This is a genomic window from Mycobacterium sp. PDNC021 (genome assembly GCF_048282635.1).
GTDB classification, from domain to species: Bacteria; Actinomycetota; Actinomycetes; order Mycobacteriales; family Mycobacteriaceae; genus Mycobacterium; species Mycobacterium llatzerense.
The window spans coordinates 468,038-492,842 of the sequence record NZ_CP182502.1 but is presented as its reverse complement, the minus strand read 5'-3'; the positions used below and the strand labels follow the sequence as shown (position 1 = coordinate 492,842).

20 protein-coding genes are annotated in these 24,805 nt (G+C 68.0%); 7 read left to right on the top strand and 13 right to left on the bottom strand.

All coding sequences use genetic code 11. The annotated features are described in order from the left end of the window. Positions 1-27 precede the first annotated feature (27 nt). Both ACNO8X_RS02240 and ilvD read right to left on the bottom strand, forming a co-directional pair. Positions 28-1,185, bottom strand: a complete 1,158-nt coding sequence (locus ACNO8X_RS02240) for an ankyrin repeat domain-containing protein (protein ID WP_418003974.1) — start codon at positions 1,183-1,185, stop codon at positions 28-30. 214 nt (positions 1,186-1,399) lie between these two features. Then, positions 1,400-3,100, bottom strand: a complete 1,701-nt coding sequence (gene ilvD, locus ACNO8X_RS02235) for a dihydroxy-acid dehydratase (RefSeq protein WP_133760165.1) — start codon at positions 3,098-3,100, stop codon at positions 1,400-1,402. 75 nt (positions 3,101-3,175) lie between these two features. Between ilvD and ACNO8X_RS02230 the strand changes: the two genes are divergently transcribed. Next, positions 3,176-3,529 (top strand): metal-sensitive transcriptional regulator, encoded by a 354-nt coding sequence (locus ACNO8X_RS02230; RefSeq protein ID WP_418003973.1) that lies wholly within the window; start codon positions 3,176-3,178, stop codon positions 3,527-3,529. A gap of 95 nt (positions 3,530-3,624) precedes the next feature. On the opposite strand, the gene ACNO8X_RS02225 is transcribed toward ACNO8X_RS02230, so the two are convergent. The 4 genes from ACNO8X_RS02225 to ACNO8X_RS02210 all read right to left on the bottom strand — a co-directional run bounded on the left by ACNO8X_RS02225 (position 3,625) and on the right by ACNO8X_RS02210 (position 7,743). Beyond that, on the bottom strand, positions 3,625-5,217 hold the full coding sequence (locus ACNO8X_RS02225) for a regulator (protein ID WP_418003972.1): 1,593 nt from the start codon (positions 5,215-5,217) through the stop codon (positions 3,625-3,627). Between the two features lie 12 nt (positions 5,218-5,229). Further along, positions 5,230-5,928, bottom strand: a complete 699-nt coding sequence (locus ACNO8X_RS02220; protein WP_418003971.1) for a cysteine hydrolase family protein — start codon at positions 5,926-5,928, stop codon at positions 5,230-5,232. Further along, complete coding sequence (locus ACNO8X_RS02215) at positions 5,925-7,358, bottom strand: allophanate hydrolase (protein ID WP_418003970.1); 1,434 nt, start codon at positions 7,356-7,358, stop codon at positions 5,925-5,927. Before ACNO8X_RS02215 ends, ACNO8X_RS02220 begins: the two co-directional genes overlap by 4 nt. 85 nt (positions 7,359-7,443) lie before the next feature. Next, a complete protein-coding gene (locus tag ACNO8X_RS02210) occupies positions 7,444-7,743 on the bottom strand; it encodes an MTH1187 family thiamine-binding protein (protein WP_418003969.1) in 300 nt (99 codons plus the stop codon). A 224-nt stretch (positions 7,744-7,967) separates the two neighbouring features. Between ACNO8X_RS02210 and ACNO8X_RS02205 the strand changes: the two genes are divergently transcribed. Beyond that, positions 7,968-9,032: a L,D-transpeptidase gene (locus ACNO8X_RS02205; RefSeq protein WP_418003968.1), complete on the top strand. Its 1,065-nt coding sequence runs from the start codon at positions 7,968-7,970 to the stop codon at positions 9,030-9,032. A 309-nt stretch (positions 9,033-9,341) separates the two neighbouring features. Here ACNO8X_RS02205 and ACNO8X_RS02200 read toward each other — a convergent pair whose 3' ends face one another. Beyond that, positions 9,342-11,315 carry a M13 family metallopeptidase gene (locus ACNO8X_RS02200; protein ID WP_418003967.1) on the bottom strand — a complete coding sequence of 658 codons (1,974 nt, stop codon included), beginning with the start codon at positions 11,313-11,315 and terminating at the stop codon, positions 9,342-9,344. 59 nt (positions 11,316-11,374) lie between these two features. On the opposite strand from ACNO8X_RS02200, the gene ACNO8X_RS02195 reads away from it, so the two are divergent. After that, positions 11,375-12,043, top strand: coding sequence for a hypothetical protein (locus ACNO8X_RS02195; protein WP_418003966.1), 669 nt, complete (start codon positions 11,375-11,377; stop codon positions 12,041-12,043). Then, positions 12,040-12,729: a hypothetical protein gene (locus ACNO8X_RS02190; protein ID WP_418003965.1), complete on the top strand. Its 690-nt coding sequence runs from the start codon at positions 12,040-12,042 to the stop codon at positions 12,727-12,729. Before ACNO8X_RS02195 ends, ACNO8X_RS02190 begins: the two co-directional genes overlap by 4 nt. 71 nt (positions 12,730-12,800) lie before the next feature. Here ACNO8X_RS02190 and ACNO8X_RS02185 read toward each other — a convergent pair whose 3' ends face one another. Further along, positions 12,801-13,340: a helix-turn-helix domain-containing protein gene (locus tag ACNO8X_RS02185; RefSeq protein WP_043391179.1), complete on the bottom strand. Its 540-nt coding sequence runs from the start codon at positions 13,338-13,340 to the stop codon at positions 12,801-12,803. Continuing rightward, positions 13,337-16,264 carry an MMPL family transporter gene (locus ACNO8X_RS02180; RefSeq protein ID WP_418005740.1) on the bottom strand — a complete coding sequence of 976 codons (2,928 nt, stop codon included), beginning with the start codon at positions 16,262-16,264 and terminating at the stop codon, positions 13,337-13,339. Before ACNO8X_RS02180 ends, ACNO8X_RS02185 begins: the two co-directional genes overlap by 4 nt. Positions 16,265-16,676: 412 nt before the next feature. Here ACNO8X_RS02180 and ACNO8X_RS02175 point away from each other — a divergent pair, with 412 nt between their 5' ends. Both ACNO8X_RS02175 and ACNO8X_RS02170 read left to right on the top strand, forming a co-directional pair. Beyond that, positions 16,677-17,222, top strand: a complete 546-nt coding sequence (locus tag ACNO8X_RS02175; protein WP_418003964.1) for a hemophore — start codon at positions 16,677-16,679, stop codon at positions 17,220-17,222. 100 nt (positions 17,223-17,322) lie between these two features. Next, positions 17,323-17,694, top strand: coding sequence for a heme-binding protein (locus ACNO8X_RS02170; RefSeq protein WP_418003963.1), 372 nt, complete (start codon positions 17,323-17,325; stop codon positions 17,692-17,694). 55 nt (positions 17,695-17,749) lie between these two features. Here the strand turns inward: ACNO8X_RS02170 and ACNO8X_RS02165 are convergent, their stop codons facing one another. The 3 genes from ACNO8X_RS02165 to ACNO8X_RS02155 are packed head-to-tail and all read right to left on the bottom strand — an operon-like array spanning position 17,750 to position 20,418. Continuing rightward, complete coding sequence (locus ACNO8X_RS02165; RefSeq protein ID WP_418003962.1) at positions 17,750-18,121, bottom strand: DUF3054 domain-containing protein; 372 nt, start codon at positions 18,119-18,121, stop codon at positions 17,750-17,752. Continuing rightward, positions 18,111-19,322 (bottom strand): M23 family metallopeptidase, encoded by a 1,212-nt coding sequence (locus ACNO8X_RS02160; RefSeq protein ID WP_418003961.1) that lies wholly within the window; start codon positions 19,320-19,322, stop codon positions 18,111-18,113. Before ACNO8X_RS02160 ends, ACNO8X_RS02165 begins: the two co-directional genes overlap by 11 nt. Further along, positions 19,309-20,418, bottom strand: coding sequence for a lysylphosphatidylglycerol synthase transmembrane domain-containing protein (locus tag ACNO8X_RS02155; protein WP_418005739.1), 1,110 nt, complete (start codon positions 20,416-20,418; stop codon positions 19,309-19,311). The genes ACNO8X_RS02160 and ACNO8X_RS02155 overlap by 14 nt, the downstream gene beginning before the upstream one ends. A gap of 186 nt (positions 20,419-20,604) precedes the next feature. Here ACNO8X_RS02155 and ACNO8X_RS02150 point away from each other — a divergent pair, with 186 nt between their 5' ends. Then, a complete protein-coding gene (locus ACNO8X_RS02150; protein ID WP_418003960.1) occupies positions 20,605-21,777 on the top strand; it encodes an AI-2E family transporter in 1,173 nt (390 codons plus the stop codon). Here ACNO8X_RS02150 and ACNO8X_RS02145 read toward each other — a convergent pair. Continuing rightward, on the bottom strand, positions 21,737-24,742 hold the full coding sequence (locus ACNO8X_RS02145; protein ID WP_418003959.1) for an MMPL family transporter: 3,006 nt from the start codon (positions 24,740-24,742) through the stop codon (positions 21,737-21,739). The genes ACNO8X_RS02150 and ACNO8X_RS02145 overlap by 41 nt on opposite strands. Between the last annotated feature and the right edge of the window lie 63 nt (positions 24,743-24,805).

Genomic DNA, 24,805 nt, shown 5'->3' with positions numbered 1-24,805 from the left:
GCGATAACTGGCCATTCGGCGGAGGTGTCAGTGCGGAGGAGGCCCGGAAGCGGCACGGAGGAACTCCGCGGCCTCGGTCTGATAGGCGTGTTCGGCCCACTCCAACGGCGTGGAACCGAACCGCGTATCGGTGGTCGACGGGTCGGCGCCCGCCTCCAGCAGCCGCCGGATCAACGGCAGGTCGCCTTCCCACGCGGCCTGGTGCAGCGGTGTCGCGCCCTCGTCGTCGCGGGCATTCGGATCATCGGGAAAGGCCGGAACGACAACTCTGACACCGGATACGTCGATGCCGTGCCGGGCGAGCAGGTCGAGGCGATCGCGGAAGCCGTGCTCGGCGGCCCAGTGAATCTGCCGCTGCCACAGCTGTTCCCGGGTCTCCATCGCCTCACCGAGTCGACGTTCCCACGGACTCGGCCCGGCGTCGGCCAAGCCGTGGGCGAACAGCAGCTCCAGGTGCGAATCGTCGGGGCGGAACATCCGGTTGTAGAGCGTCTGTTGATCGACCGGATGGGCACCACGGCGCAGCAGCAGCGCCGCGAGTTCGGATGCGTGGGGATGCCGGGGCTGACGGCGCGGCCCTTGTTCGCCTTCGCCGAACACCCCGGTCAACAGCGTGAACGGCGTCGACATGCCGCACCACAGATAGCCGGCGTTCGGGTCTGCCCCGGCGTCGAGTAGTGCCGTGGCCACCGTCATGACGTCGTTTACGCTGCCGACCAAAGGGATACGTGAGTAGCACAGATAAATCAGGGGTACCCAACCGAAGGGCCCGCCGCCGGCGTTCGCGAGCGCCGGCCGCCCGGCGAGATGGTCGGCGAGCGCGACCGGATCCGCAGCGCAGGCCGCGGCCCAGACGCTATGGGAAACCAGCCCGGGATCGGCCGCGAGCAGGTCGGCGGCAGACTGCCAACGGGGTGGGGCGTCGGATTCGTTGTAGCGCAACGTCGCCCACGAGCAGAAGCGGTCGGCAGGGGAGAGAGCGTCTTCGTCGACGGCGCCCGCGTCGACGCTCAGATCAGCGGCCAGCCGAAGGTAGTGCACCAGGGCGGGCCACCCGGTGAAGCCATAGTTGCGGGCGACGGCGAACTGGGCGGCGTGCAGGGCAATGCCGTTCGCCCGTTGCAGCGTGCGTGCTTCGACGCGAAGCTTGTCCAGGGACGGATTGGTGGGCAGTGTGCTGGCCATGACGGCCTCCTCTCATGCGCCCGCGTCCGCGAATCGGGCCGAGAAGAGGTCGGTCACAAAAACTCAACAGGCAGGGAGGCTGAGCCTCTTCGAGCGGACGTCGGGCGGTCCTGCGCGCCCGATCGTCACTGTACCGGCCCGCGAGCGTGCGCGAAATGGACGCCATTTGCGGCGTGTCCATGTACAGACACGCACGCTCGCGGGAAGGGGACGCCTAGTTGCAGACCGCGCCGACGGCCGCCGACTGGACCAGCTTGGTGTACTTGGCCAGCACGCCGGTCTTGTAGCGGGGCGGCAACGGCTCGAATCCTTCACGGCGCGAGGCCAATTCGGCCTCGTCGACGAGGAGGTCGAGCGTGCCGTTCGCGACGTCGAGCCGGATGCGGTCACCGTCGCGCACGAACGCGATGGGCCCGCCGTCGACGGCCTCCGGCGCGATGTGCCCGACGCACAGACCCGTCGTCCCGCCCGAGAAGCGGCCGTCGGTCATCAGCAGCACGTCCTTGCCCAGGCCGGCGCCCTTGATGGCACCGGTGATGGCCAGCATCTCGCGCATACCCGGCCCGCCCTTGGGGCCCTCGTAGCGGATGACGACGACGTCGCCGTGCGTGATGGTGCCGTCCTCCAGTGCGTCGAGGGCGGCCCGCTCGCGCTCGAAAACCCTTGCGGTGCCCTCGAACACGTCGGAGTCGAAGCCGGCCGACTTCACGACGGCACCTTCGGGGGCCAGCGAGCCGTGCAAGATGGTGATGCCGCCGGTCGGGTGGATCGGGTTGTTCATCGCCCGCAGCACCTTGCCGTCCGGGTCGGGCGGGGCGATGTGAGCCAGGTTCTCGGCCATGGTCTTGCCGGTGACGGTGAGGCAATCACCGTGCAGCAGGCCGGCATCCAGCAGCGCGCGCATCACCACGGGCACGCCGCCGATCTCGTCGACGTCCTTCATCACGTGGCGGCCGAAGGGCTTCACGTCGGCGAGGTGCGGCACCTTGTTGCCGACGCGGGTGAAGTCGGCGAGCGTCAGCTCGACCTCGGCTTCGCGGGCGATGGCCAGCAGGTGCAGCACCGCGTTGGTGGACCCGCCGAACGCCATGACCACGGCGATGGCGTTCTCGAACGCTTCCTTGGTCAGGATGTCGCGCGCGGTGATGCCGCGGCGCAGCATCTCGACGACGGCTTCACCGGACTTGCGGGCGTATTCGTCGCGGCGCTTGTCGATCGCGACGGGAGATGCGCTGCCCGGCAACGACATACCGAGAGCCTCGGCGGCCGACGCCATGGTGTTGGCGGTGTACATACCGCCACAGGCACCCTCGCCCGGACAGATGGCGCGCTCGATGATGTCGACGTCCTCGCGGGACATCAGCCCACGGGCGCACGCACCGACGGCCTCGAAGGCGTCGATGATGGTGACTTCCTTCTCGGTGCCGTCGGTCAGCTTCGCGACGCCGGGCATGATCGAGCCGTTGTAGAAGAAGACGCTGGCCAGGTCCAGTCGGGCGGCGGCCATCAGCATGCCGGGAATGGACTTGTCGCAGCCGGCGAGCAGCACGGAGCCGTCCAGGCGCTCGGCTTGCATCACCGTCTCGACGCTGTCGGCGATGACCTCGCGGGACACCAGCGAGAAGTGCATGCCCTCGTGGCCCATCGAGATGCCGTCGGAGACGGAGATGGTGCCGAACTCCAGCGGGTAACCACCGGCCGCGTGCACGCCGGCTTTGACGTCCTGTGCCAGCCGCTGCAGCGACATGTTGCAGGGGGTGATCTCGTTCCACGACGACCCGACGCCGATCTGCGGCTTGACCCAGTCGTCGTCGCCCATCCCTACCGCGCGCAGCATGCCTCGGGCTGCGGTTTTCTCGAGGCCGTCGGTGACGTCGCGGCTGCGGGGCTTGATATCGGGCTGATCTGCAGACATGCAGGTAATTATGCCCGCCGCCGCCAAGCGAAATTCCATTGGATACCCCTAAGGGGTATGCGGTACGCTGGGCTTATGACGGCAGACGAGTCGGGGGCCGCAAGGGGCCACGCTGAGACTTCTCACGGCGATGCGCCGCAGGAGGCCCAACACGGCTATTCGCCGAACAAGGACAACTACGCCAAGAGACTACGGCGGGTCGAGGGCCAGGTCCGCGGCATCGCCAAGATGATCGATGAGGACAAGTACTGCATCGACGTGTTGACGCAGATCAGCGCGGTGAACAGTGCGCTGCAGTCGGTCGCGCTGGCGTTGCTCGACGAGCACCTGGGCCACTGCGTGAGCCATGCGGTGGCGGTTGGCGGCGACGAGGCCGAGCAGAAGCTGGCAGAGGCCTCCGCGGCGATCGCGCGGCTGGTCCGGTCCTGACGCCGAGTCCGATCACGATGTCGGCCCGAGAGCGCCGTTGAACGTATATACGGTTATCTCTGCCCTCAGACCGACGTTGTGATCGTGCCGCGCCGCTAATGCCCCGCAACCACGTCAGACTCGTCGACCGTGACCGGGTCGTTGGCGCCGGGTAACCGCGAATACCCGGCGCACACCAGACCGAAGAACAGGTAGCCCAGGGCCACCTGGGGATTGGCCGCCCACGACACCTCGGGCGCGTGGATCAGGCCGATGAACGACAACGCCGCACCGACGACCGACGCGATCGCCGCGTAGAGGAACTTCTTCTCCAGGATGAAGGTCACCATGGTGCCCAAGATCAGACCGACCAACACCGCGCCCTGGCCCAGGGTCTGCAGACCCTGATAGACCACGCCCGCGCCGTTGAGCTTGTCCATCCCCACCGCACCGGCCGAGGTGCCTGCGGCGTTCAGCGCGTTGTCGACCAGGCCGCCGGCCCACTGCGCCAGGTTGGGTAGCAGGGCGGCAACCACGGCGACGGCGTGCAGGCGGGGCACTGCCTGGAACGCCTGGGCGCCGATCAGCAGACCGATGTAGAGCAGGATCGGGACGATCGCGGGTACCGGCAGCAGCGCGTCGAGCACGCCGAACAGGCCGAGGAAACAGAAGACCCCGATCACCACGCCGCTGGCCAACGAATACCCGGCCCGGCCGCCGGCGTCCTTCCAGCCGGGGTGGCCGATGTAGACGGCGGGTGGGAAGGGTGAACCGAAGGCCGATCCGATCACCGCGCCCGCGCCGTCCGCTAGCAGCACGCTGCGCAGGTTGTAGTTGTCGCCTGCGGCGGCCGCGCTCTCCACGTTGCTCATCGCTTCGGTGAAGTTGTACACGCCCAGGGGGATCGCGGTCCCGAGCAGCGGGGCCAGATGCGACAGGCCGGAGAACAACATGCCGATCCGCAGATCGGGCAGGCCGATCGCGATGTCGGACACCGCTTTGGCGACATCAGGGGGCGACATGAATCCGCCGATCCACCCGATGGCGGTACCGACGAGCAGGGCGGCCAGCCCCACCGGAATACCGAACGGCAGCTTCACGTCCGTGAAGAAGCCGATGAGGATGATCGCCAGCACGGGCAGACCGATCCAGGCGGCCTCCCACATCTGGGCGGCGGGCCGCATCGAGATGAACGTGATCGAGATACCGGCCAGGGTGCCCAGCATCGCCGCCCGCGGCGTCAGCTTGCGGATATAGGGCCCGACGAAGGCGCCGATCATCACGATGATGCCGATCATGAAGGCCCAGGCCAGTCCGGCCTGCCAAGCTTGCATCGCGTCCTTGGTCTTCAGGTACACCGGCAGCATCACCACGAAGACGACGATGAACATGTGCGGCACACTGGGGCCGTACGGCAAAGCCGTTACATCCGTGCGGTTTTCGCGCCGGGCGAGCCGGTGGGCCAGGAACGTGTAGTAGAGGTTCCCGAGGATCAGGGCCACCCCGAGTGCGGGCAGGATGGTGCCCAGTACGTCACCGGCCGGAACCTTGACGACGCCGATCATCAGACCCGTCAGCGTCAGCACGTTGACCAGGATGTTGAACCCCAGCCCGAAGAACGCGTTGGTATCGCCGCGCGTCCACCACGGGATGGACATGGCCGGCTTCGGGGTGTCGGCGGCCGGGGGATCGGAGACGTCGGTGGACATGGGCAGTCCTCTCTAGACCGCAGAAGGTGACGGGGTGGCGAGTTGTTGCAGTGCGGGAATGACCGCCGCGGTGTCCGCGACCCAGCCGAAGATGCCGCCCTGCGCGGTGATCATCTCCAGTCCCACCCGCTGGAAATCCGGGAAATACGAACCGACGCAATCGGATACGACGAGGCACTCGTAGCCACGGTCGTTGGCTTCGCGCGTGGTGGTGTGCACGCACACCTCGGTGGTGACACCGGTGACGAGCAGCTGCGTGATGCCCGCACCGGTCAGCACGTCCTGCAGCTCGGTGGCGTAGAACGCGCCCTTGCCCGGCTTGTCGATCACCACTTCGCCGTCGATCGGGGCCAGTTCGTCGACGATGTCGTGGCCGTATTCACCGCGGATCAGGATGCGCCCGTACTTGCCGGGGTCACCGATCCGCTTCGAGGGCGCACCGCGGCTGAGCTTGGCGGGCGGGCAGTCAGATAGGTCGGGTTCGTGGCCCTCCCTGGTGTGGATCACCAGGATTCCGGCCGCGCGGGCCGCGGCGATGAGTGCCGCCAGCGGTGGCACCACCTGGAGCAACTGGTCCACGTCGTTGCCAAGGCTCTCGCCGAACCCGCCGGGCAGCAGGAAATCGCGCTGCATGTCGATCACGATCAGCGCGGTCTGACCCGGCACGAGCGGGAACGGCGTGGGTTCGGCGGGGACGGCGACGGTCGTCATGCGCACTCCTCGACCATCGCCGCGGCGACCGCGGCTGTCGGGCGGGGCTCATCGAGGATTCGCGCGGCCAAGGTCAGTGCGGTGTCGTCCGACAGCGCGTTGCCCAGCAGCATCGCGCTGTACGGACGTCCGTCACCGGTCGCTCCGAGCGGGACCGCGACGCCCACCAGGTCGAGCAGATTGCCGAAATGTGTGTAGTGACCCAGCATCGTGTTGCAGTTGATCGGATTCGCCAGGACCTGTTCGACGGTGAACGTGGTCCCGATGGTCGGCACCACCAGGAGGTCCATGGTCTGCCAGAGGCGGCCCACCTCGGCTTTGAGCTCCTGCAGTTTCTGCAGTGCCGCAAACGCGTCCACCGCGGTGTAGTTCAGCCCGCTGCGGAAGATCTCCCGCACCACGGGGTGGATCGAATCGGGTTGCCGGGCAAGGAAATCGCCGAACTCGACCAGTCTTTCGGCCACCCACGGGCCCTGATAGAGCAGCGCTCCCGCGGCGAGGAACGGTTCGAGCGACACGTCCACGATCACGGCCTGGCGCTCGAGGTGTGCACGGAAATTCAGATGCGCCGCGCGCATGGCGTCGTCGCTGAAGAACTCCAGCTCGGCGACCGGAGGCAACCCGACCCGGATCGGGCCACCGTCGTGGCGCGGGCCCCGGTCGCGCGACCACGCGTCGGCGTCGTCGCGGGCGGCCATCACGTCGAACACCCGGTCGACGTCGTCGATGCAGCCCGCCATCACACTGAGGCAGTCAAGTGACTTGCACGCCGGTACCAATCCGACCGTGCTGATCAGCCCGCGGGACGGCTTGAAACCCACCACACCGTTGAGGGCGGCGGGTACCCGTCCGGACCCGGCGGTGTCGGTGGCCACCGCGAACGGCACCTGGCCCAGGGCCACCGCCAGCGCGGAGCCCGAACTGGACCCGCCCGAGATGAGGCCACCACCGAAGACGCTGCGCGGCACCGGGTAGGGCGTGCGGGTGCCGTTGAGGCCGGTGGCGAACTGGTCGAGGTTGGTCTTGCCGACGTAGAGCGCACCCGCGTCGAGCAGGCGTTGCACCGCCGGGGCGGTGCGCTCCGCGACGTACGCGTAGTCAGGGCAGGACAGGGTGGTGGGAACCCTGGCGACGTCGATGCTGTCCTTCACCCCGAAAGGCACGCCGTACAGCGGCAGGGTGCGGGCACCGGGCCTGTTCTCGATCTCGACCGCGGCCGCCAGCAGCTCCTCGCGGGGCACGACGGACAGCCAGGTGCCGTCGTCACCCCGGGCGGCGATGGCGTCGGCGACGCGGGCCGCGGTCTTGGCTGGGGAGCCGGTGCCACCGGCGTGGGAATCGAGGATCTCGGCCACCGACGGGCCGATCGCCGGACCGCTACTGATTCCCCGGTCGCTACGTTCCTGACCGTCGTGCGCATCTGAACCCATGCCTGACGATTGTCGGCAGAATAATGGCGCTGGCAGTACCGCCGTGTGTCGATCGTGTTAGCGGTCGCGGTGGAGCGAAATCCGGCTACCTGCCGAGTTCACGTTCGATGCGCTGGACCTTCGCGGTGAGCTGGCCGGTGTAGCCCGGGCGGATGTCGGCTTTGAGGACCAGACTGACGCGGGGCGACACCGCAGTTACCGCTTCTACGGCCCGTTTGACCACGGCCATCACCTCGTCCCATTCGCCCTCGATGTTCGTGAACATCGCATTGGTCTCGTTGGGCAGGCCCGACTCTCGCACCACTCGCACGGCCGCTGCGACGGCTGCGCCGACACCCCCGGCTTCGTCGCCACCCATCGGGCTGACGCTGAATGCAACAATCACATGGTCGATTGTGCGCGGATCGTTTGGCGATCGCCCGATTGGTGCGGTCCTAGCGGGTCGCGGGCCTTTGCGGCGTAGGTAACAGATGACGCCGCGCGGCCGATGAACAACCCAGGTCAGGGGGCATTCCCGCCTGACGTACTGCGGCTGCGCCGCAGGTCAGTCCCAGTAGCCGGCCAGATTGCTGTGCGACACTGGGGAAAGTTGTGAACTGGAGGTGGCGGATGCCGCAGTGGAAGAGCAAGCTCCTGACCGCGGTCGTGGCGGCCGGACTGGTCGCCGGGATGACCGTCGTAACCCCGTCTGCGCTGGCCGACCCGGATGCGCCGGACCCAGGCGTGGCAGCTGCGCCGATTGATCCTGGCCTGCCCGTCGAGGCCCCACTGCCGCCGCCGATCCCGCCGATCGGTGACCCGTTCGCTCCCCTTCCGCCTCCCGTGCCGATCCCGGGCGCCCCGGTCCCCGGCGACCCGCAGCCGATCCCGGCAGGCACCCCGGCCGGACAGAATCCGACCCCGTTCGTCGGGCAGCCGCCGTTCAACCCGCCGACCTTCAACCCGGTCAACGGGTCCATGGTGGGCGTGGCCAAGCCGATCTACATCAACTTCGCGCGGCCCATCGCCAACAAGCAGATGGCGCAGGACGCCGTGCACATCTCGTCGAACCCGCCGGTGCCGGGCATGTTCTATTGGGTGACCGACACGCAGCTGCGCTGGCGGCCCATCGCCTTCTGGCCGGCGAACACCGTCGTCAACATCGACGCCGCGGGCACCAAGTCCAGCTTCCGGACCGGCGACTCGCTGGTCGCCACCGCGGACAACGCGACGCACCAGATGACGATCAGCCGCAACGGCGTGGTCGAGAAGACCTTCCCGATGTCCATGGGCAAGGCCGGCGACGAGACCAAGAACGGCACCTACTACGTGCTGGAGAAGTTCGCGGAGGTGGTGATGGACTCGTCGACCTACGGCGTTCCCGTCGACTCCCCGCAGGGCTACAAGCTGAAGGTGCAGAACGCGGTCCGCATCGACAACAGCGGTGCGTTCGTGCACAGCGCGCCGTGGTCGGTGGCCGATCAGGGCAAGCGCAACGTCAGCCACGGCTGTATCAACCTGTCGCCCGACAACGCCAAGTGGTTCTACGACCAGTTCGGCAGCGGCGACCCGATCGTCGTGAAGAACTCGGTCGGCTTGTACAACTACTCGGACGGCGCGGGCGACTGGCAGTGGGGCATGCAGACCCCTGCCGCCGCGGCTCCCGCGACCTCGAGCGGTTCCGGCACGCGCTGACGCACGCGAAAGACCCCTATTTCGTTGGAAATAGGGGTCTTTCGCGTTTCGGGGAACTCTCCGCCTGGTGTGTGTGCGTTGACTGTGCGTCTACGCTGCTCGCTACTCGATCTTTCTCGGCGCCAACGCACGCTCAACACACGATGTTCGTTGAGTGTGCGCTGTGGCTGACTTTCTTCGAGTACCGAACGGCTAGGACGCACAATCAAATTCGGCTCGATGTTGACCCTGCACTTACCCTCACCGTCACCTCGGGAGTTGTCGCGCCCTGCCGCAGAATCAACTGACTCTGCGCTCAGGTGACGCCGGCTAGTTCCAGATCCGCACGCGCTCGGCGGGCTCGAGGTAGAGCTCGTCGGAGGTGCTGACATCGAACGCCTCGTAGAACGAGTCGATGTTCCGGATGACGCCGTTGCACCGGAACTCCGGCGGCGAGTGCGGGTCGACGGCCAAGCGCCGAATGGCTTCGGCGTCACGGGATTTGGTGCGCCACACCTGCGCCCAGCCGAAGTAGACGCGCTGGACACCGGTCAGCCCGTCGATCACCGGGGCTTCCGCGCCGCCCAGTGACAGCTCGTAGGCCAGCAGCGCGATGGACAGTCCGCCCAGGTCGCCGATGTTCTCGCCGACGGTGAACGCGCCGTTGACATGATGAGAGGCTTCCAGTGCGCGCGGCGAAAACGACTCGTACTGCTCGATCAACGCCTTTGTGCGCAAACCGAATTCGGCGCGGTCGGCGTCGGTCCACCAGTCGACGAGGTTGCCGTCGCCGTCGTACTTGGCGCCCTGGTCGTCGAAGCCGTGCCCGATCTCATGCCCGATCACCGCGCCGATGCCGCCGTAGTTGGCGGCGTCGTCGGCGTCGGCGTCGAAGAACGGCGGCTGCAGAATGGCTGCGGGGAAGACGATCTCGTTCATGCCCGGGTTGTAGTAGGCGTTCACCGTCTGCGGCGTCATGAACCACTCGTCGCGGTCCACCTCGCTGCCCAGCTTGGCCAGTTCTCGGTCGTGCTCGACGGCCTGGCCGCGCAGGTAGTTGCCGTACAGGTCGCCGGCGTCGATGACCAGCGCCGAGTAGTCGCGCCAGCGCGCCGGGTAGCCGATCTTGGGGGTGAACTTGTCCAGCTTGGCCAGCGCGCGCTGCCGGGTTTCCGGCGTCATCCACTCCAGGTTGGTGATGCTGACCCGGTAGGCCTCGCGCAGGTTGGCCACCAGTTCATCCATGCGGGCCTTGTGTGCGGGCGGGAAATGCCGGTCCACGTACAGCTTTCCGACGGCGTCGCCCATCAGGCCCTCGACCAGGCCGACGCCGCGCTTCCAGCGGTCCCGGATCTCCTCGGTGCCGGACAGCAGGCGGCCGTAGAACGCGAAGTTCTCGGCGATCAGGTCGTCGGTCAAGATCGGGGCGCGGCCGCTGATCAGGCGCCAGCTCAGCCACGCCTGCCAGTCCTCGAGCGGTTCGGCGGCCCACAGCGCCGCGAACGCGACCAGGAAGTCCGGTTGCCGCACAACGACTTCCGCGACCACGTCGGTCGACGTACCCACCGCCGACAGCCAACCGGCCCAGTCGAAACCGGGTGCCTCGTCGGCCAGATCGCTGAACCGCCGCAGGTTGTAGCTCAGGTCCGCGTCGCGGCGCTTCACCACATCCCAGTGCGCCGCGGCCAGTTTGGTCTCCAGCGCCACGATCCGGGCAGCGGTCTCGGACTGGTCGCCCCCGAGCACCAGGCTCAGCATGCGCGCGATGTGCTCCGGGTAGGCGGCCAGCACCGCGGCGTGCGCCGGTTCGCGGTAGTAGGACTCGTCGGGCAGGCCGAGGCCGGACTGCGTGAAGTGCAGCAGGTACCGGGTCGAGTCCTTGGAGTCGGTGTCGACGTACGCGCCGGCGCCACCACCGACGCCGGTGCGCTGCAGCCCGCCCAGCACAGTGGCCAAAGCGGCAGCGTCTGCGGCGTCGGAGACCAGAGCCAACTCAGTCAGCAGCGGTGCCAGGCCGACGGCGTCGACCCGCGCGGTGTCCATGAAGCTCGCGTACAGGTCGCCGATGCGCTGAGCATCGGAGCCAACAGGGCCCGAGGCCGTCGTGATGAGATCGCGCACCTGTTCCTCGGCACGGTCGGCCAGCAGCCGGAAGGCACCGTCGGTGGCCCGGTCGGCCGGGATGTCGTAGTCGGTGAGCCACCGGCCGTTGACGTGACCGAACAGGTCGTCCTGCGGGCGGGCCCCGGCGTCGAGGTAGCTCAGGTCGATACCGGATCGGGGAGAGGTAGCTTCGAGAGTCACCTCGCCATCCTGCCATCGCCGCTGCAGTGCCGGCGGGCGCTGCGGGTAGCCTCACGCGCATGCCCGACGAGCGCAGCGAAGACTCCGCCGAAACAGACGCAGCGGAAGACGCCGCTCCGGCCCGCGCGGCCACGGATGCCAAGCCCGCCGCCAAGGCCACGCCGCCGAGCGATCAGGCTGATCGAATCTTCAGCCCCTACGGCATCGTCTCGGCGGTGCTGGGCGTCCTTGCTGTTGTGGCGGTGGTGACGGCTACCTGGGTCTACCTGGGCCACCGCGCCGACGATGCGGAGCGCGCGCACGAGGCGCAGGCGATGAAGGCCGCCGCCGAGTGGGCCAGCCTGCTGATCAACATGACCAAGGACAACGTCGCCGTCAACGTGCCGAAGCTGCACGAGGGCACGGTCGGCCAGCTCAACGCCGACTTCGACGCGACGGTCGCGCCGTTCACCCAGCTGGTGCAGAAGCTGCAGAGCCAGACTGCCGGACAGATCGAGTCCGTCGCGCTGGAGACGCTGCATCACGTGCCGCAGGGGGAGCAGGGCAAACCGCCGGTCCAGCCGGAGCTGGCGGCCATCTCGTCGGACACCACGACGGTGATGGTGATCGCGACATCCGTGAGCCAGAACGCCGGTGCCAAGCCGCAGACCGTGCGCTGGCGGCTGCGCCTCGGGGTGTCCGACGTCGGCGGCAAGATGCTGATCTCACGATTGGAGTCGCTGCGATGAGGAACGCGTGGCGGGTACTGGCCTTTGACGTCCTGGCGCCGCTCGCGGTGCTGGCGAGCCTCGTCTACATCGGGCTGGCCCTGGACCGGCCGCTGTGGTGGGTCGTGGTGGGCACGATCGTCGGGCTGCTGGTGCTGCAGGCGTCGGTGGTCAACTTCGTGCTGTTCCGCCGGGACGGCGTGACGATGGGCACCGATGACGACGCGCCCAAGTTGCGGCTCGCGGCCGTCGGGCTGACGGCGGTCGCCGCGGCCGCGGCCGCCATCGTGGGCTACACAAAGTGGACGGTGCCGGACCGCGCCACCAGCAACGACATGTCCACGGTGGTCGGTATCGCCAGCAGCGTCGCGGAGGCGTCGGCGACCTTCACCCCCGGCGCACCGAACGTCTCCATCGACCGCGCCACCTCGCTGATGGCGCCGCAGCGCGCGGAGGCCTACCGCAACGAGTTCAATGCGGTCACCAAGGATCTCACCAGTCGCGGGGTGGCCGGCCAGGCCAGCACCATCTCGGCCGGTATCGAGACCATCGGCCCGAATTTCGCGAGTGTCGCGGTGGTCATGCGGGCCACTCAGAACAGCCCCAACAAGCCTGCGCAGGCGACGGTGCTGGGCCTGCGGGTCACGCTGACGAAGCAGGACGACCGCTGGCTGGTCATGGACGTGACCCCGATCGCGTCACGCTAGGCGGTCGAGAAGGACCAAATGGTCGTGGCCGGCGAGTCAGAAGCAACCATTTGGTCCTTCTCGACGGGCGTCTATGAGCGGGCGGAACGCATCCTGGCGAACCGGTCCGAGAGCCGGCGCATCCGCACCAGCAGCGCGGCCGACGGGCTGGTGGTACCGGCCACGTAGGTCGAAAGTTCTTGTGCGCCAACACCGATGCGGGACGCGAACTCGGTCTCGCTGAGGCCGGAGCGTTCCATCAGAAGCCGGATCTGGCGGGCCACCTCGGCGCATTCGTTGGCCTCGAGCTGGGTGCGGGTGCGGTCCAGCACCTCGGATAGTGCCTTGGAGATGCCGTAGGGGTTGGTCGTCGCCAGGATCTCTTCGACCTGACGGGCCGTGCGGCCGAACGGGTCACGTTTGATGGCCACGACGATGCGCTGCCAGACCGCGAGGTCGTCGTTCTCCAACGCGGCGCGGATGGCCGACGTCGACCAGAACTCGACGGGCTTCTCGCCGGGGGCCTGCGCCGGGAACGCGACGGTCGGTGCCCCGTTGGTGCCGGCTGCGGTAGAGGCACCGGGATCGTCGGCACCAGAAGGGGTGTCCCTCACTTCGGATGTCAACGTCACCTCGCCTCCTCCAACATGGCCACTGCCACCGCCAGACAACGCTGTTTGACGTCGGGCCAATCTGCCGTTTCCTGGTCGTCGAACGGGTGCGGGTCGGCCAACCTGCGGACCAACTGGGTGGCCACCCACTGGTTCTTCGACCGTTCTCCACAGTAATACCCGTCAATTCCGGCGAGAACCGCGGCCGCAGTCCGGATGTCCATGCATGACACCAGGTCGACGAAGTCGGCGTAGTCCTGGACGCTGTTGCGGGACATGATCAGGTAGCCCTTGAGCCGCAGTGTTTCGGCGCCCGTCGGGATCTCCAGCCGGTCGCCGGTGGGCAGCAGCACCGTCGTGGTCTCCACCGGGCTGCGGCGCTCGATGGCGGGGCCGTCGCTCTCGCTGAGCGACAGGGCGTCGAGGGCGACCGACAGCCGTCCGCCCCACATGGTGACCGGGTGCACGTCGGGGTTGTCCGACGCGGACCGGGACTGACCGTGCGAGCGGCGTCGCAGCAGTGCCAGCCCGGTGCGCGACCCGTCCTTGCGAGCGGGTGCCGCCGCGATGCGGCGCGGCACAGCCCGCGGCACGTACTGCGGCTCGCCGGGCTCGCCGCCGCTGCAGCCGCTGAACGCCAGCGGGTCGGAGACCGTAACCGTCTGTGCGGCAAGGGTTTGCAGCTTCGCCGCGGACTTGACGACGCTGCGCAGTTCGGAGCCGGAGGGGCCGAGGGCAGAGATGTCGTCGGGGATGATGACCAGACTGCCGGTGTCGGTGGTGGGCAGCGGCTTCTCGAAATCCACCGACGGCAGCAGGCGGTCCAGCCACGCGGGCAGCCACCAGTTCCACTGGTCGAACATCGCCATCAGCGCGGGCACCAGGACCAGCCGCACCACGGTCGCGTCGACCGCGATGGCGACGGCGCACGCCACGCCCATCTGCGCCACCAGCGGCATGCCGGCGAACGCGAAACCGATGAAGACGGCGATCATGATCAGCGCGGCGCTGGTGATGGTCCGGGCGCTGGTGCTGACGCCATACGCGACGGCGTCGCGGGTGTTGCCGGTCTGCAGGAAGCGTTCCCGGATGCGGGTCAGCAGGAAGATCTCGTAGTCCATGGACAGACCGAAGGTCATCGCCAGCACCAGCGGCGGAATGGTGGTGTCCAGCGATTCCAGGGGCTTGAACCCGAGCGCGCTGAACCAGCCCCACTCGAAGACGATCACCAGGCTGCCGTAGGCCGCGGCCACGGACAGCACCGTCATCAGGACGCCCTTGAGCGCCAGCACGACCGAGCGGATGGAGATCAGCAGCATCACGAACGCGATCAGCGACACGAAGACGAACACCAGAACCTCGGTGTTCGCGACGCGGTGGTCGAAGTCCATGATCAGCGCCGTCGGTCCGCCGACCGCGATCGCGACATTCGGGCCCGCGACGCCCGGCAGATGCTGCCGCAGCCACGTGATCGAATCGCGCGCGACCAGGTCCTCGGGATCGACTGCCAGCACGACTGAGAACAGGGCGCTGCGGTTGTCGTTGCTGAACACCGGCGGTGCCACCTGCGACACGTCGGGCGCCTGCGTCATGGTCTGGTGCAGCGCATCGAGGGTCGCGGTGTTCTGCGGGTCGGAGGCCGTCGCGTCGGGGAAGGTCGCCAGGATCCGGATCGGGCCGAGGGCACCCGGGCCCAGCGCTTCGGCCGCCGCGGCCACGCCGCCCCGGATTTCGTGGGTCGGCTGGAACTGCCGCAGCATGCTGTTGCCCAGCTGCATGCCGAACGACGGTGCCGCCAGAGCGATCAGGAAGACGGTGGCCAGCAGCGCCGACAGCCATGGTCGGCGCATGGTGCGTTCGGTCCACTGGGTCCAGAACCGGGACTGCGTGACGTCCGGGCGGCGCGTGACGTGCAGCCACGACGAGCGTTTGGCGACCCGCTTGCCGAACGTGGCCAGCACCGCCGGGATCAAGGTGGTCGAGGTCAGCACCGCGACGGCGACGGCCAGGATGGCGCCGGTGGCCATCGACGACAGCACCGGCGTGCCGATCAGGTAGATGCCGGTGATCGAGGCGATCACCGTCAGGCCCGACAGCAGTACCGCCAGCCCGGACGTCGCCATCGACGCGTCGACGGCCTGTTCCGGGTCCCGGCCGGCGCGCAGCTCCTCGCGGAAGCGCATGAGGATGAACAGCGAATAGTCGACGGCCAGCGCGATGCCGAACATCGACAGCGTCGTCGTCACGAAGACGCTCATGGTGACCCAGATGGACAGGAGGAAGACCACCCCCATCGTCACGATCACCGTGCAGGCGCCGAGCAGCATCGGCATGGCCGCGGCGGCGAGTGACCCGAACACCGCGAGCAGCACGATCAGCACGATCGGCAGGTTCCACTTCTCGGCCTCTGCGACGTCGTGCTTGGTGGTCTCGCTGGCGGCCGCGCCGAGCGCGCCCTGCCCGATGACGTACAGCCGGACCTTGCCGTCGGCGGTCTTACCGGGCTTGCCACCCTCGATGCCGACGGCCTTACGCAGCTTCTTGGCGATGTCGACGGCGCCGCTGTTGTTGAAGTCGAGCTGCAACGTCACGACGTAGGGTTTGCCGGCCTGCGGCTCGGCCTGCGTGGGGTCGGGCACGACCTTGACGTTGGAGACGCCCGCGGCGATGCGTTTCAGCTCGTCGACGGCGGCGGTCATGTCGTCTTGCGACGCGTTGGCGTTCGGGGCCGCGACCAACGCCAGCGGCGAGGCGCCCTCGTCCGGGAAGTGGTCCTCGAGCTCGTACTGGACGTGCAGGGACTGGGAGCCGGCGACTTCGAACCCGCCTCCGCTGAGATTGCTGGACTGGGTCGCCGCGAGATACAGAGACGGCACCATGAGCAGCAGCCAGGTGGCGAAAACCGCCCAGCGCCAACGCCGAAGCAGACCGCTCAGCCGCATCATCAACTGCTGGATGGCGAACCTTCTTCCTGCGGTCGTCCCGGTTGCCACCGGAGTGTTTTTGATCGGCGTTGCGTGCGGCCGACCCTACCCCAGTATGGGGTAGGGTGACCGGCTCGCGAGCGCCGTTGAGGCGCCTGGCGGGAACCTTGATCCAACTGCAACCGGGCGATTTCGGGACCCGCCAGCAACCCCGGGTGTGACGGTTGGGGCGTCGCTCGGGCCGGAGCCAACCGGCCGGTGACCTGGATGTTTGCTGTGTGGATTGGGCAGTGGCCCGGCGCCGATGGCAAGATGGCGGGAGCCGAATCCCGGATGCGGTCCGGCACCTCTTCAGGTGCCACGCCGGGAAAGCAGTGTTTGCCGAGTGTTTACACGGCCGTAGTTGGCCGGTAAACCCGTGAGGAGATTTGCCATGAAGACGACCAGCGTGACCGTTCGCCGTGGACTTGCCGGGGTGTTCGCTGTAACAGCGCTCGGCGGTGTCGTGGTGACGTCGTTCGGTGCCCCGTCGGCCGGTGCGGGCCAGGATCCGTGCGCGGCCAGCCAGGTCGCCAAGACCATCGGCATGGTGGCCACCTCGACCGGCACCTACCTGGACGCACACCCGGTCGCCAACCAGACCTTGACCACCATCTCGCAGCAGCAACCCGGCCCGCAGTCGTTGGCAGCGCTGAAGACCTACTTCGACGCCAACCCGCAGGAGGGTGCCGCGCTGCAGAACCTCCAGGCGCCGCTGGTGACGTTGTCCTCGCAGTGCAAGCTGCCGTTGACCTTGCCGCAGCTGATGGGGCTGATGCAGTCGGCGCAGCAGAGCAGCGGCCTGCCGGCCACGTTGCCGGCGATGCCGAGCGTGCCCGGTGCCGTGCCGTTCACGCCCACCCTGCCCGGTGTCACGACGGCGACGGGTTCGGTGCCGCCGGCCCAGGCGGTGTCGGCGGCGCAACCCGCCGCACGCTAGGCACAACAGGCGGTCAGCAGCTCTTTCTGCTTATCTTTGTGGGGCCGGTAGCCCCGTCGGGGTTTCGCTACCGGAACTCTCGACGAAGGGGTTTGACCACATGATGCTCACCGCTCTGGCCAAGCGACGCGTTGTTGCCGGTTTCATCGGCACCGGCGCGATCGCCGGCACCATGCTGTTCGGTGCCGTCCCGTCGGCCCTCGCCGACGATCTGCCGCCGAACTGCACCTCTGCGGACATAGCCGGCGTCAAGTCAGGCGTTGAGGCGTCGACCTCCGCCTACCTGTTCACCCACCCGGATGTGAACGACTTCTTCACCAGCCTGCGGGGCCTGTCCAGGGATCAGGCGCACGCCAAGGTCAAGCAGTACCTGGCCGCGAACCCGCAGACGAAGGCCGAGCTGCAGGGCATCCGGCAGCCGCTCAAGGACATCCGCGACCGCTGCGGTCTCCCCGGCCCTGCCGCGCGCTAGTTTTCAGCGATTTCGGCGTGATTCGTAACGGCTATCGATACGAATCACGCCGAAATCACTTGCGGAATCGAGCCACGCCGCGCCAGCCGAGCAGGAAGACGGCGGTGACGGTCGACGCGACGATGACGAAGCTGACCGCGACGCCCTGCGATGAGGCCTTGCGCAGCAGCATGCCGATCACGATGGTGCTGATCCAGATCGCCAAGCCGGTCGGGACCAGTGCCGTCGGGCGACGCCAGCCCTGCGACAGCGCCCAGCCCGCGACGGTGCCGGTCAGGAACGGCCAGCTCGTGTGCGCGACTCCCGCGAGGGTGATGCCCTCGGCGTGACTGCGCCGCCCGATGGCGCAGAAGATCACCACCAACACCACGTCTGTGAGGAAAGCCTTTGCGGCGCTGCGGTTTCCGGTGGCCTGCTCAGTTGTCATAAGTCATCACGTCCAGGTTCAATGGGCTGACATTGTCTTCGTCGCGGGCGGTGAACCCCGGCTGCATCCGGGCGGGGCCACCGACGTCGAGCGCGTCGGCCGCCGCCATGTCGGCCAGCCGGCCGGTGAGCTTGAACGACCGGAAGACGAACGGCAGGCCGTCCGCACGCAGCGGGTCGGGTGTGCTCATCACGTGGAAATGCAAGTGCGGCGCAGTGGAATTGCCGGTGTTGCCCACGTTCCCCAGCACCTGTCCGGTACTCAGCCGATCACCCGGCTTGACCTTGACGGTGCCGGTCTTCAGGTGCGCGTAGAACGCGAAGTTGCCGTTCCCGATGTCCTGGACGACGTGGTTGCCGCCGTACTGCGCCAGCGTGAGGCCGGTCGGGTCGACGCCGGGCACCTGTTCGGGCAGGCCGTCGAGCACGGCCACCACCGGGCCGTCGGCAACCGCGTGCACCTCGGAGCCGAAGTAGGCATAGCTGTCTGTCCTCGCGCGATCCCCGCTGAACAGCTGCCCGTCGGCCAGTAGCTGCTCGTAGTCGATGGCGAATCGCTCTGCGCCCCAGAGCTTTCCGTCGATAGGGTTCAGCGCCATCCGGTGCGGCGTCATGTCGCAGCAGCTGTTGGCGTCGGCCCAGCCGGAGCCGCGCAGTGGCGGGTCGATGGCGGCGGGCTTTCGGTCGGACACCGTCACGGGCGCGACGTTCTCGGTCACCACCGGCGGCACGAGTGGCGGCATCGGCCTGGGTACCTTGACCACGACACGGTGTGAAAGCTGTTGGGGTACCGCGCTTCCCGCGGTCAGGCTGACGTCCAGCCACACTATCGACCGCTGGCCGGGGCCCAGCTCGTTGGTGCTGACCCGGGTGCCCATGGTCCGGGTCCAGTAGCCGAGGCCGGCGCCGGACAGTTGCAGCAGCGGACCGGCCGGCCCCATGACGGCGACGGAGTCCACCGTCACGGGCTCGGGCGAGGTGTTGGTCAGCAGCAGTTCGTACGCCAGGTGCACGCGGCCGTCGGTGGCCGGAACGGGGACCGGCGCGGCCACGACGTCGGCCAGCACCGGCGTGACGATCGGCTCGGACGAACTGGTGGAACTGCTTGGGGGAGTGGATGATTGAACCGGTTTCGGAGCCGGTGCGCAGGAGGTCAGTGCGGCGACGAGCAGGAGCGCCGCCGCCCGACTACCCGGTGTCATGCGGTGCCTCGGGCGCGTCGGGCGCCGGACCCGGCGCGGTGTCAGAGGACCCGGGAGCATCTGGATCGAAGTCCTTCTCGGTGCGGAACAGGAAGAAGAACACCACCCAGCCGATCGCCGAGATGAAGATCCAGCTGACCAGTCGATAGATCAGCATCGTCGAGATGGCCGCCGCGAGCGTCATGCCGCTGGACACCAGGCCGGGCACCAGCACCGCCTCGACCACCAGCAGCCCACCGGGCATCAGGGGAATCGCCCCCACCGCGCGGGCCGCGGCGTACGCGACCGTCAGCCCGGCCAGCGACGGATGCCCGCCGGTGGCGTAGGCCGCGCACGCCAGGCACGCGACGTCGGCGACCCAGTTGAACAGCGACCAACTGAACGCGACGGTCAAGGTCCGGCGGCTCAGGCTCACCGACTCCAGCTGGTTCAGGGTGCGGCGCCAGCCGTCCAGCCCGGCATCGGCGGGCTTGCCGCGCAACGAGTTGAACCACGACAGCAGGCGCACCCCGATGCCGTCGATCTGCTGGGGGTTGGCGGCGACGGTCTGGGCCAGCAGCAGCAGTGCCACGAAACCGCCGACCGTGAAGATCAGTGACAGCGGGTTCTTGCTCGCGCCGAGCAGGACCGCGCCACCCAACCCCAGCAGGGCCAGGCCGACCACCTGCAGGGCCCCGGACATCACCAGCTGCCACGACGCCACCAGCGGCGAGGCGCCCCACAGCCGCTGCTGGCGGTACACGAAGGTGGCCGAGAGCACCGGACCGCCGGGCAACGTGGTGGACAGCGCGTTGCCCGCGTAGAACGCCGCCTCGGACCGCCATTGCTTGACCTCGACGCCGGCCGAGCGGAGCAGGGTGCGCTGAATCTGCGCGAAGCTGTGCATGGAGGCCAGGGCCGCGACGGCCGCCGCGGCGACCCACCACCACGTCGCCGACAGCAGACTGCGCCACGCCTTGGCCAGTTGCTCCCACACCAGCACGACCTCGATGGTCAGCACGGCAACGGCGACGCCGATGAGAACCCAGCGCAGCCACCAGTATTTGCCGCGTGCCCGACCCGACTGCGGACGGGCGTCACCGCGACGGCACGCCATCCAGGAGCCGCGACGGCGAGCCGTCAGCGGACCTCCTGAAGCCTCGTGAGACACGCACACAGCGTATCCGGCGTGTCGCGGGCGGCTCGCCGTGTGCGGTAAGCATTGTGCAACAACGTCGTGGAATCATGCGCGATCCCCTCCGGCTCTCGCTGGGCGTCACCCCGCGGCGCTACGCTGGCGCCCATGTCACAAGCCGACGCAGCGGTCGATCCGGTGGTACGTAAGGCCGCAGCCTGGTCATGGCGGCTGTTGGCGATCTTCGGTGCGGTGCTCGCCGTCCTGTGGGTGGTCATCAAGCTCGAGGTCATCGTGGTGCCGGTGCTGCTGGCGACCCTGGCGGCAGCGTTCCTGCTGCCGGCCGTGGACCTGCTGACGCGGCGCGGACTGCCGCGCGGTGCAGCCGTCGCGGTGATGCTGCTGAGCTCCATCGTGGTGATGGGCGGCATCCTGACGTTCGTCGTCTTCCAGTTCATCGACGGCGCCCCGGCGCTGGTCGAGCAGGTGGCCAAGAGCATCGACGGCGCCCGCAAATGGTTGACCGAAGGCCCGATCCTGCATCTGAGCAGCGATCAGATCAACAGCGTCGGGCAGACCGCCATCGACGCTCTGAAGAACAATCAGGCCAAGTTGACCAGCGGGGTCTTCTCCACCGCCGGCGCGCTCACCGAGATCATCACCGGGATGCTGCTGGTCCTGTTCACCCTGATCTTCCTGCTGCACGGCGGACGCGACATCTATGCCTTTGTCACCAGGATCTTCCCGGCCTCGGTCCGGGATCGGGTGCGGGATGCCGGCCGGGCCGGATTCGGCTCGCTGATCGGGTATGTCCGCGCGACGTTCGTGGTCGCTCTGGTCGATGCCGTCGGCATCGGCACCGGGTTGGCGATCATGGGTGTGCCCCTGGCCCTGCCGCTGGCATCCCTGGTGTTCCTGGGTGCGTTCGTCCCGCTGGTCGGTGCCGTGCTGACCGGTTTCGTGGCAGTGGTGGTGGCGCTGATCGCCAAGGGCTGGATCTACGCGTTGATCGCGCTCGGCCTGATCATCGCGGTGCAGCAGCTGGAGGCCCACGTGCTGCAGCCCATCGTGATGGGCCGCGCGGTGTCCGTCCACCCGCTCGCAGTCGTGCTGGCGATCGCCGGTGGCGGTGTCACCGCCGGCATCATCGGCGCACTGATCGCCGTGCCCATCGTCGCGTTCCTCAACAGCGCCATCCGGGTGCTGATCGCCAGCGATCCTGAGGCCACCGAGGCCGAGCTACTCGCCGAGGCCGGCGCGGTAGCCGCCGCGACGGTCTCGCAGGGGCCGACGCCGCCTGCTACAGACGGCCCTCGCGGCGCAGCAGATCCGCAGCGCTGACCCCGCCGCCGGTACCGCGACGCTGGGTCTCCCCGGTGTCGATCTTCTCGGTGGAATCCGGGGCATCGGCCGGCTGGGCGCGGAACGCCGTGGTCGGCTCGTTGCCCTGATCGGCAGGTGCGTCTGACGGAGTCTGGATCTGCGGCCCGGAGGCGCTGAGGTTGCCCCGCAGCTGACCGAGCCACGACTCGATCTCCCGGTTGCCGGTGGCGCCCTGGCCCGGCTCGGCCGGCCGGACACCACCCGGCGCGCGGAACGCCGTAGTGGCGGGATCGGAGGGCTGACGGAAGGCGGTGGTCGCCGGGTCGCCGATCGCCGCGGTCGGCGGCGTCGGGTCGTTCTGCGGGGTGACCGCGCGGGTCACGTTCGACACCACGTTGCGGAAAGCGCCCTTGGCGGCGCTGAATCGCGTGGTCGCGGGCTCAGCGGGCTCAGTGGACTGAGCAAGCGAGGCCGGCGGGGCCGACGGCGGCACAGGCGGGGCCTGCGGAACCGGTGGCAGCGGGGGAGCGCTCGGCATCCGATTGGTCGGTGCCTGACTCGGCGGCTGCGGCTGACCCGGGTTGATCCGGGTCGGGACGGCACGCTGGCCGGCAGCCGGATGCGTCGGATCATGCGGCGCGCGGACCGGGGCTCCGGAACCGACCAGGGCACGCGGGTCTTCGGGTTCGCGGACCGCGGGACGCTTGCGCTCGTCGGGCAACTCGGTCTCGCCGAGACCCAGCTTCTGCTGAACGCGCTTCATCCACAGCGGCGCCCACCAGCAATCGTCGCCGAGCAGCTTCATGACGGCCGGGACCAGGAACATCCGGATCACGGTGGCGTCGAGCAGCAGCGCCATCAGCAGGCCGAACGCCAGGTACTTCATCATCACCAGGTCGGAGAACGCGAACGCGCCGACGACGACGGCCAGCACCAGCGCCGCGCCGGTGATCAGGCGACCCGTCGTCGCGGTACCGATCCGGATGGCCTCGGCGGTGGACATGCCGCGTTCGCGGGCCTCCACCATGCGGGACACCAGGAACACCTCGTAGTCGGTCGACAGACCCCAGATCACCGCGATGATCAGGCCGATCATCGGCGCCATCAGCGGCTGTGCGGTGTAGTTCATCAGCCCGGAACCGTGCCCGTTCTCGACGAACATCCAGGTCAGGATGCCCATTGTCGAGCCAAGGGTCAGGGCGCTCATCAGGGCGGCCTTGATGGGCAGCACCAGCGAGCCGAACGCCAGGAACATCAGCACGGTGGTGGTGACCACCAGGATCAACACCATCAACGGCAGCTTGTCGAACAGCGTGCTGATGCTGTCCTGCTCCAGCGCGGGCGTGCCGCCGACCATCACGTGCACGCCGTGCGGTTCCTGCAGGGCGCGCAGTTCGTTGATCTTCTCGGCGGCGTCGCCGCTGTTGATGAGGCCGTTGGACAGCACCCGGACGGACGGGTCCTTGGAGCCGCCGTCCTGGTAGGTCCGCTCGGCCCACATCTTCGACTTGTCGTTGCCGTCCGGGGCGACGAATCCGCTGACGGTGCCGGCGTTGGCCCGCACCTGGGCGATCTGCTGATCGCTGACCGGCTGACCGTTGTCGCTCTTGATGACCAAAGTCAGGGCGTTGGTGCGGAAGCCGGGGAACAGCTGATCGAATTCCTCCTGGGCCACGCGAACAGAGTTGTCCGGCGGCAGGTACTTCTCGCTCATGCCGGCCAGGGCCAGCTGGCCCAGCGGGATGACCAGCAGGATCATCGCGATGGTGATGGGCAGCGCGAAGGCCAGCGGACGCTTCATCACGACGTTGACCAGGCGGCCCCAGAAGCCCTTCTCGACCTCTTCGCGGGTCTTGGTCTTCTGGGTCTTCTCCGCGAACCAGTCGATGATCTTGCGGGAGAACGGCCAGTTCGCCAGGAACGGCACCTTCAGCAGGGTGCGCACACCCAGTGCGTCGACGTTGGTGCCGAGGATGGCCAGCACCGCGGGCAGCACGGTGATGGACAGGAAGGCGGCCAGCAGCACCGACGCGATGATCGCGTAGGTGATGGACCGCAGGAAGCCCAGCGGGATGAGCAGCAGCGGCAGCGACGACGCGACGATGATCACCGCGGAGAACGCGACGGTTCGGCCGGACGTCATGACGGAGCGTCTGACCGCCGCTTCGACGTCATATCCCTCGGCCAGTTCTTCTCGGAACCGGCTCACGATGAACAGGCCGTAGTCGATGGCGATACCGAAGCCCATCATGGTCACGACGGGTTGGGCGAAGAAGTGCACCGGCCCGAACTCGGCGGTGAACCGCAGAATGCCGAGCGCGCCGCCGATGGTCAGACCACCGATGATCGCGGGCAGCGCGGCGGCGATCGCACCGCCGAAGACGAAGAACAGCACGACCGCGACCAACGGCACGATCGCGAGCTCGGCGCGCTTCTGGTCGGTGCCGATGGTGCCGGTCAGCTCGCTCGCGAGCGGCTCCAGGCCGGCCAGCTTGATGTTGCCGCCGTTGACTTTGTACAGGTCAGGGGCGACGGCCTGGTAGTTCTTCAGGATCGCGTCGTCGTTGTCGCCCTTGATCGGGACGGTGATGAAGGTGTGCCGCAGGTCCTGCGTCGTCATCTTCTTCAGGCCGTCGCCGGGGGCCTTCAGCCACCCGACCCAGGCCACGACCTTGTCCTTGTGGTCGGTGACGAAGGTGTCCAGCTCAGCGCTGACCTTCTTCTGCCACGCCGGGTCGGTGATCTTCTTGTCGTCGGGCGGCGTCAGGATTGCCACCACGAGGCTGGTCCGGTCGCGGCCGTAGACCTCGTCACCGAGGACCGACGCGGCGACGGACTCGCTGCCTTCGTTGTAGAAGCCACTCTGGGTGACATGCTCGCCGAGGCTGGACCCGTATACGGCGCCACCCAGGCACAGTGCGACCATGACACCGATCACTATGTATCGGAATCGGTACACCGTTCGACCCCACCAGGCGAACACGTCAGCTCCTCACGATTATCTGCATAAAGTCCTGCTCAAAGTTGTTGCCATTTTTGGCCACCG

Coding starts and splice junctions, on each gene's coding strand:
- ACNO8X_RS02240 (WP_418003974.1), bottom strand. CDS start 1,185: ATGGCCAGCACACTGCCCACCAATCCGTCCCTGGACAAGCTTCGCGTC.
- ilvD (WP_133760165.1), bottom strand. CDS start 3,100: ATGTCTGCAGATCAGCCCGATATCAAGCCCCGCAGCCGCGACGTCACC.
- ACNO8X_RS02230 (WP_418003973.1), top strand. CDS start 3,176: ATGACGGCAGACGAGTCGGGGGCCGCAAGGGGCCACGCTGAGACTTCT.
- ACNO8X_RS02225 (WP_418003972.1), bottom strand. CDS start 5,217: ATGTCCACCGACGTCTCCGATCCCCCGGCCGCCGACACCCCGAAGCCG.
- ACNO8X_RS02220 (WP_418003971.1), bottom strand. CDS start 5,928: ATGACGACCGTCGCCGTCCCCGCCGAACCCACGCCGTTCCCGCTCGTG.
- ACNO8X_RS02215 (WP_418003970.1), bottom strand. CDS start 7,358: ATGGGTTCAGATGCGCACGACGGTCAGGAACGTAGCGACCGGGGAATC.
- ACNO8X_RS02205 (WP_418003968.1), top strand. CDS start 7,968: ATGCCGCAGTGGAAGAGCAAGCTCCTGACCGCGGTCGTGGCGGCCGGA.
- ACNO8X_RS02195 (WP_418003966.1), top strand. CDS start 11,375: ATGCCCGACGAGCGCAGCGAAGACTCCGCCGAAACAGACGCAGCGGAA.
- ACNO8X_RS02190 (WP_418003965.1), top strand. CDS start 12,040: ATGAGGAACGCGTGGCGGGTACTGGCCTTTGACGTCCTGGCGCCGCTC.
- ACNO8X_RS02180 (WP_418005740.1), bottom strand. CDS start 16,264: ATGATGCGGCTGAGCGGTCTGCTTCGGCGTTGGCGCTGGGCGGTTTTC.
- ACNO8X_RS02175 (WP_418003964.1), top strand. CDS start 16,677: ATGAAGACGACCAGCGTGACCGTTCGCCGTGGACTTGCCGGGGTGTTC.
- ACNO8X_RS02170 (WP_418003963.1), top strand. CDS start 17,323: ATGATGCTCACCGCTCTGGCCAAGCGACGCGTTGTTGCCGGTTTCATC.
- ACNO8X_RS02165 (WP_418003962.1), bottom strand. CDS start 18,121: ATGACAACTGAGCAGGCCACCGGAAACCGCAGCGCCGCAAAGGCTTTC.
- ACNO8X_RS02160 (WP_418003961.1), bottom strand. CDS start 19,322: ATGACACCGGGTAGTCGGGCGGCGGCGCTCCTGCTCGTCGCCGCACTG.
- ACNO8X_RS02155 (WP_418005739.1), bottom strand. CDS start 20,418: ATGGCGTGCCGTCGCGGTGACGCCCGTCCGCAGTCGGGTCGGGCACGC.
- ACNO8X_RS02150 (WP_418003960.1), top strand. CDS start 20,605: ATGTCACAAGCCGACGCAGCGGTCGATCCGGTGGTACGTAAGGCCGCA.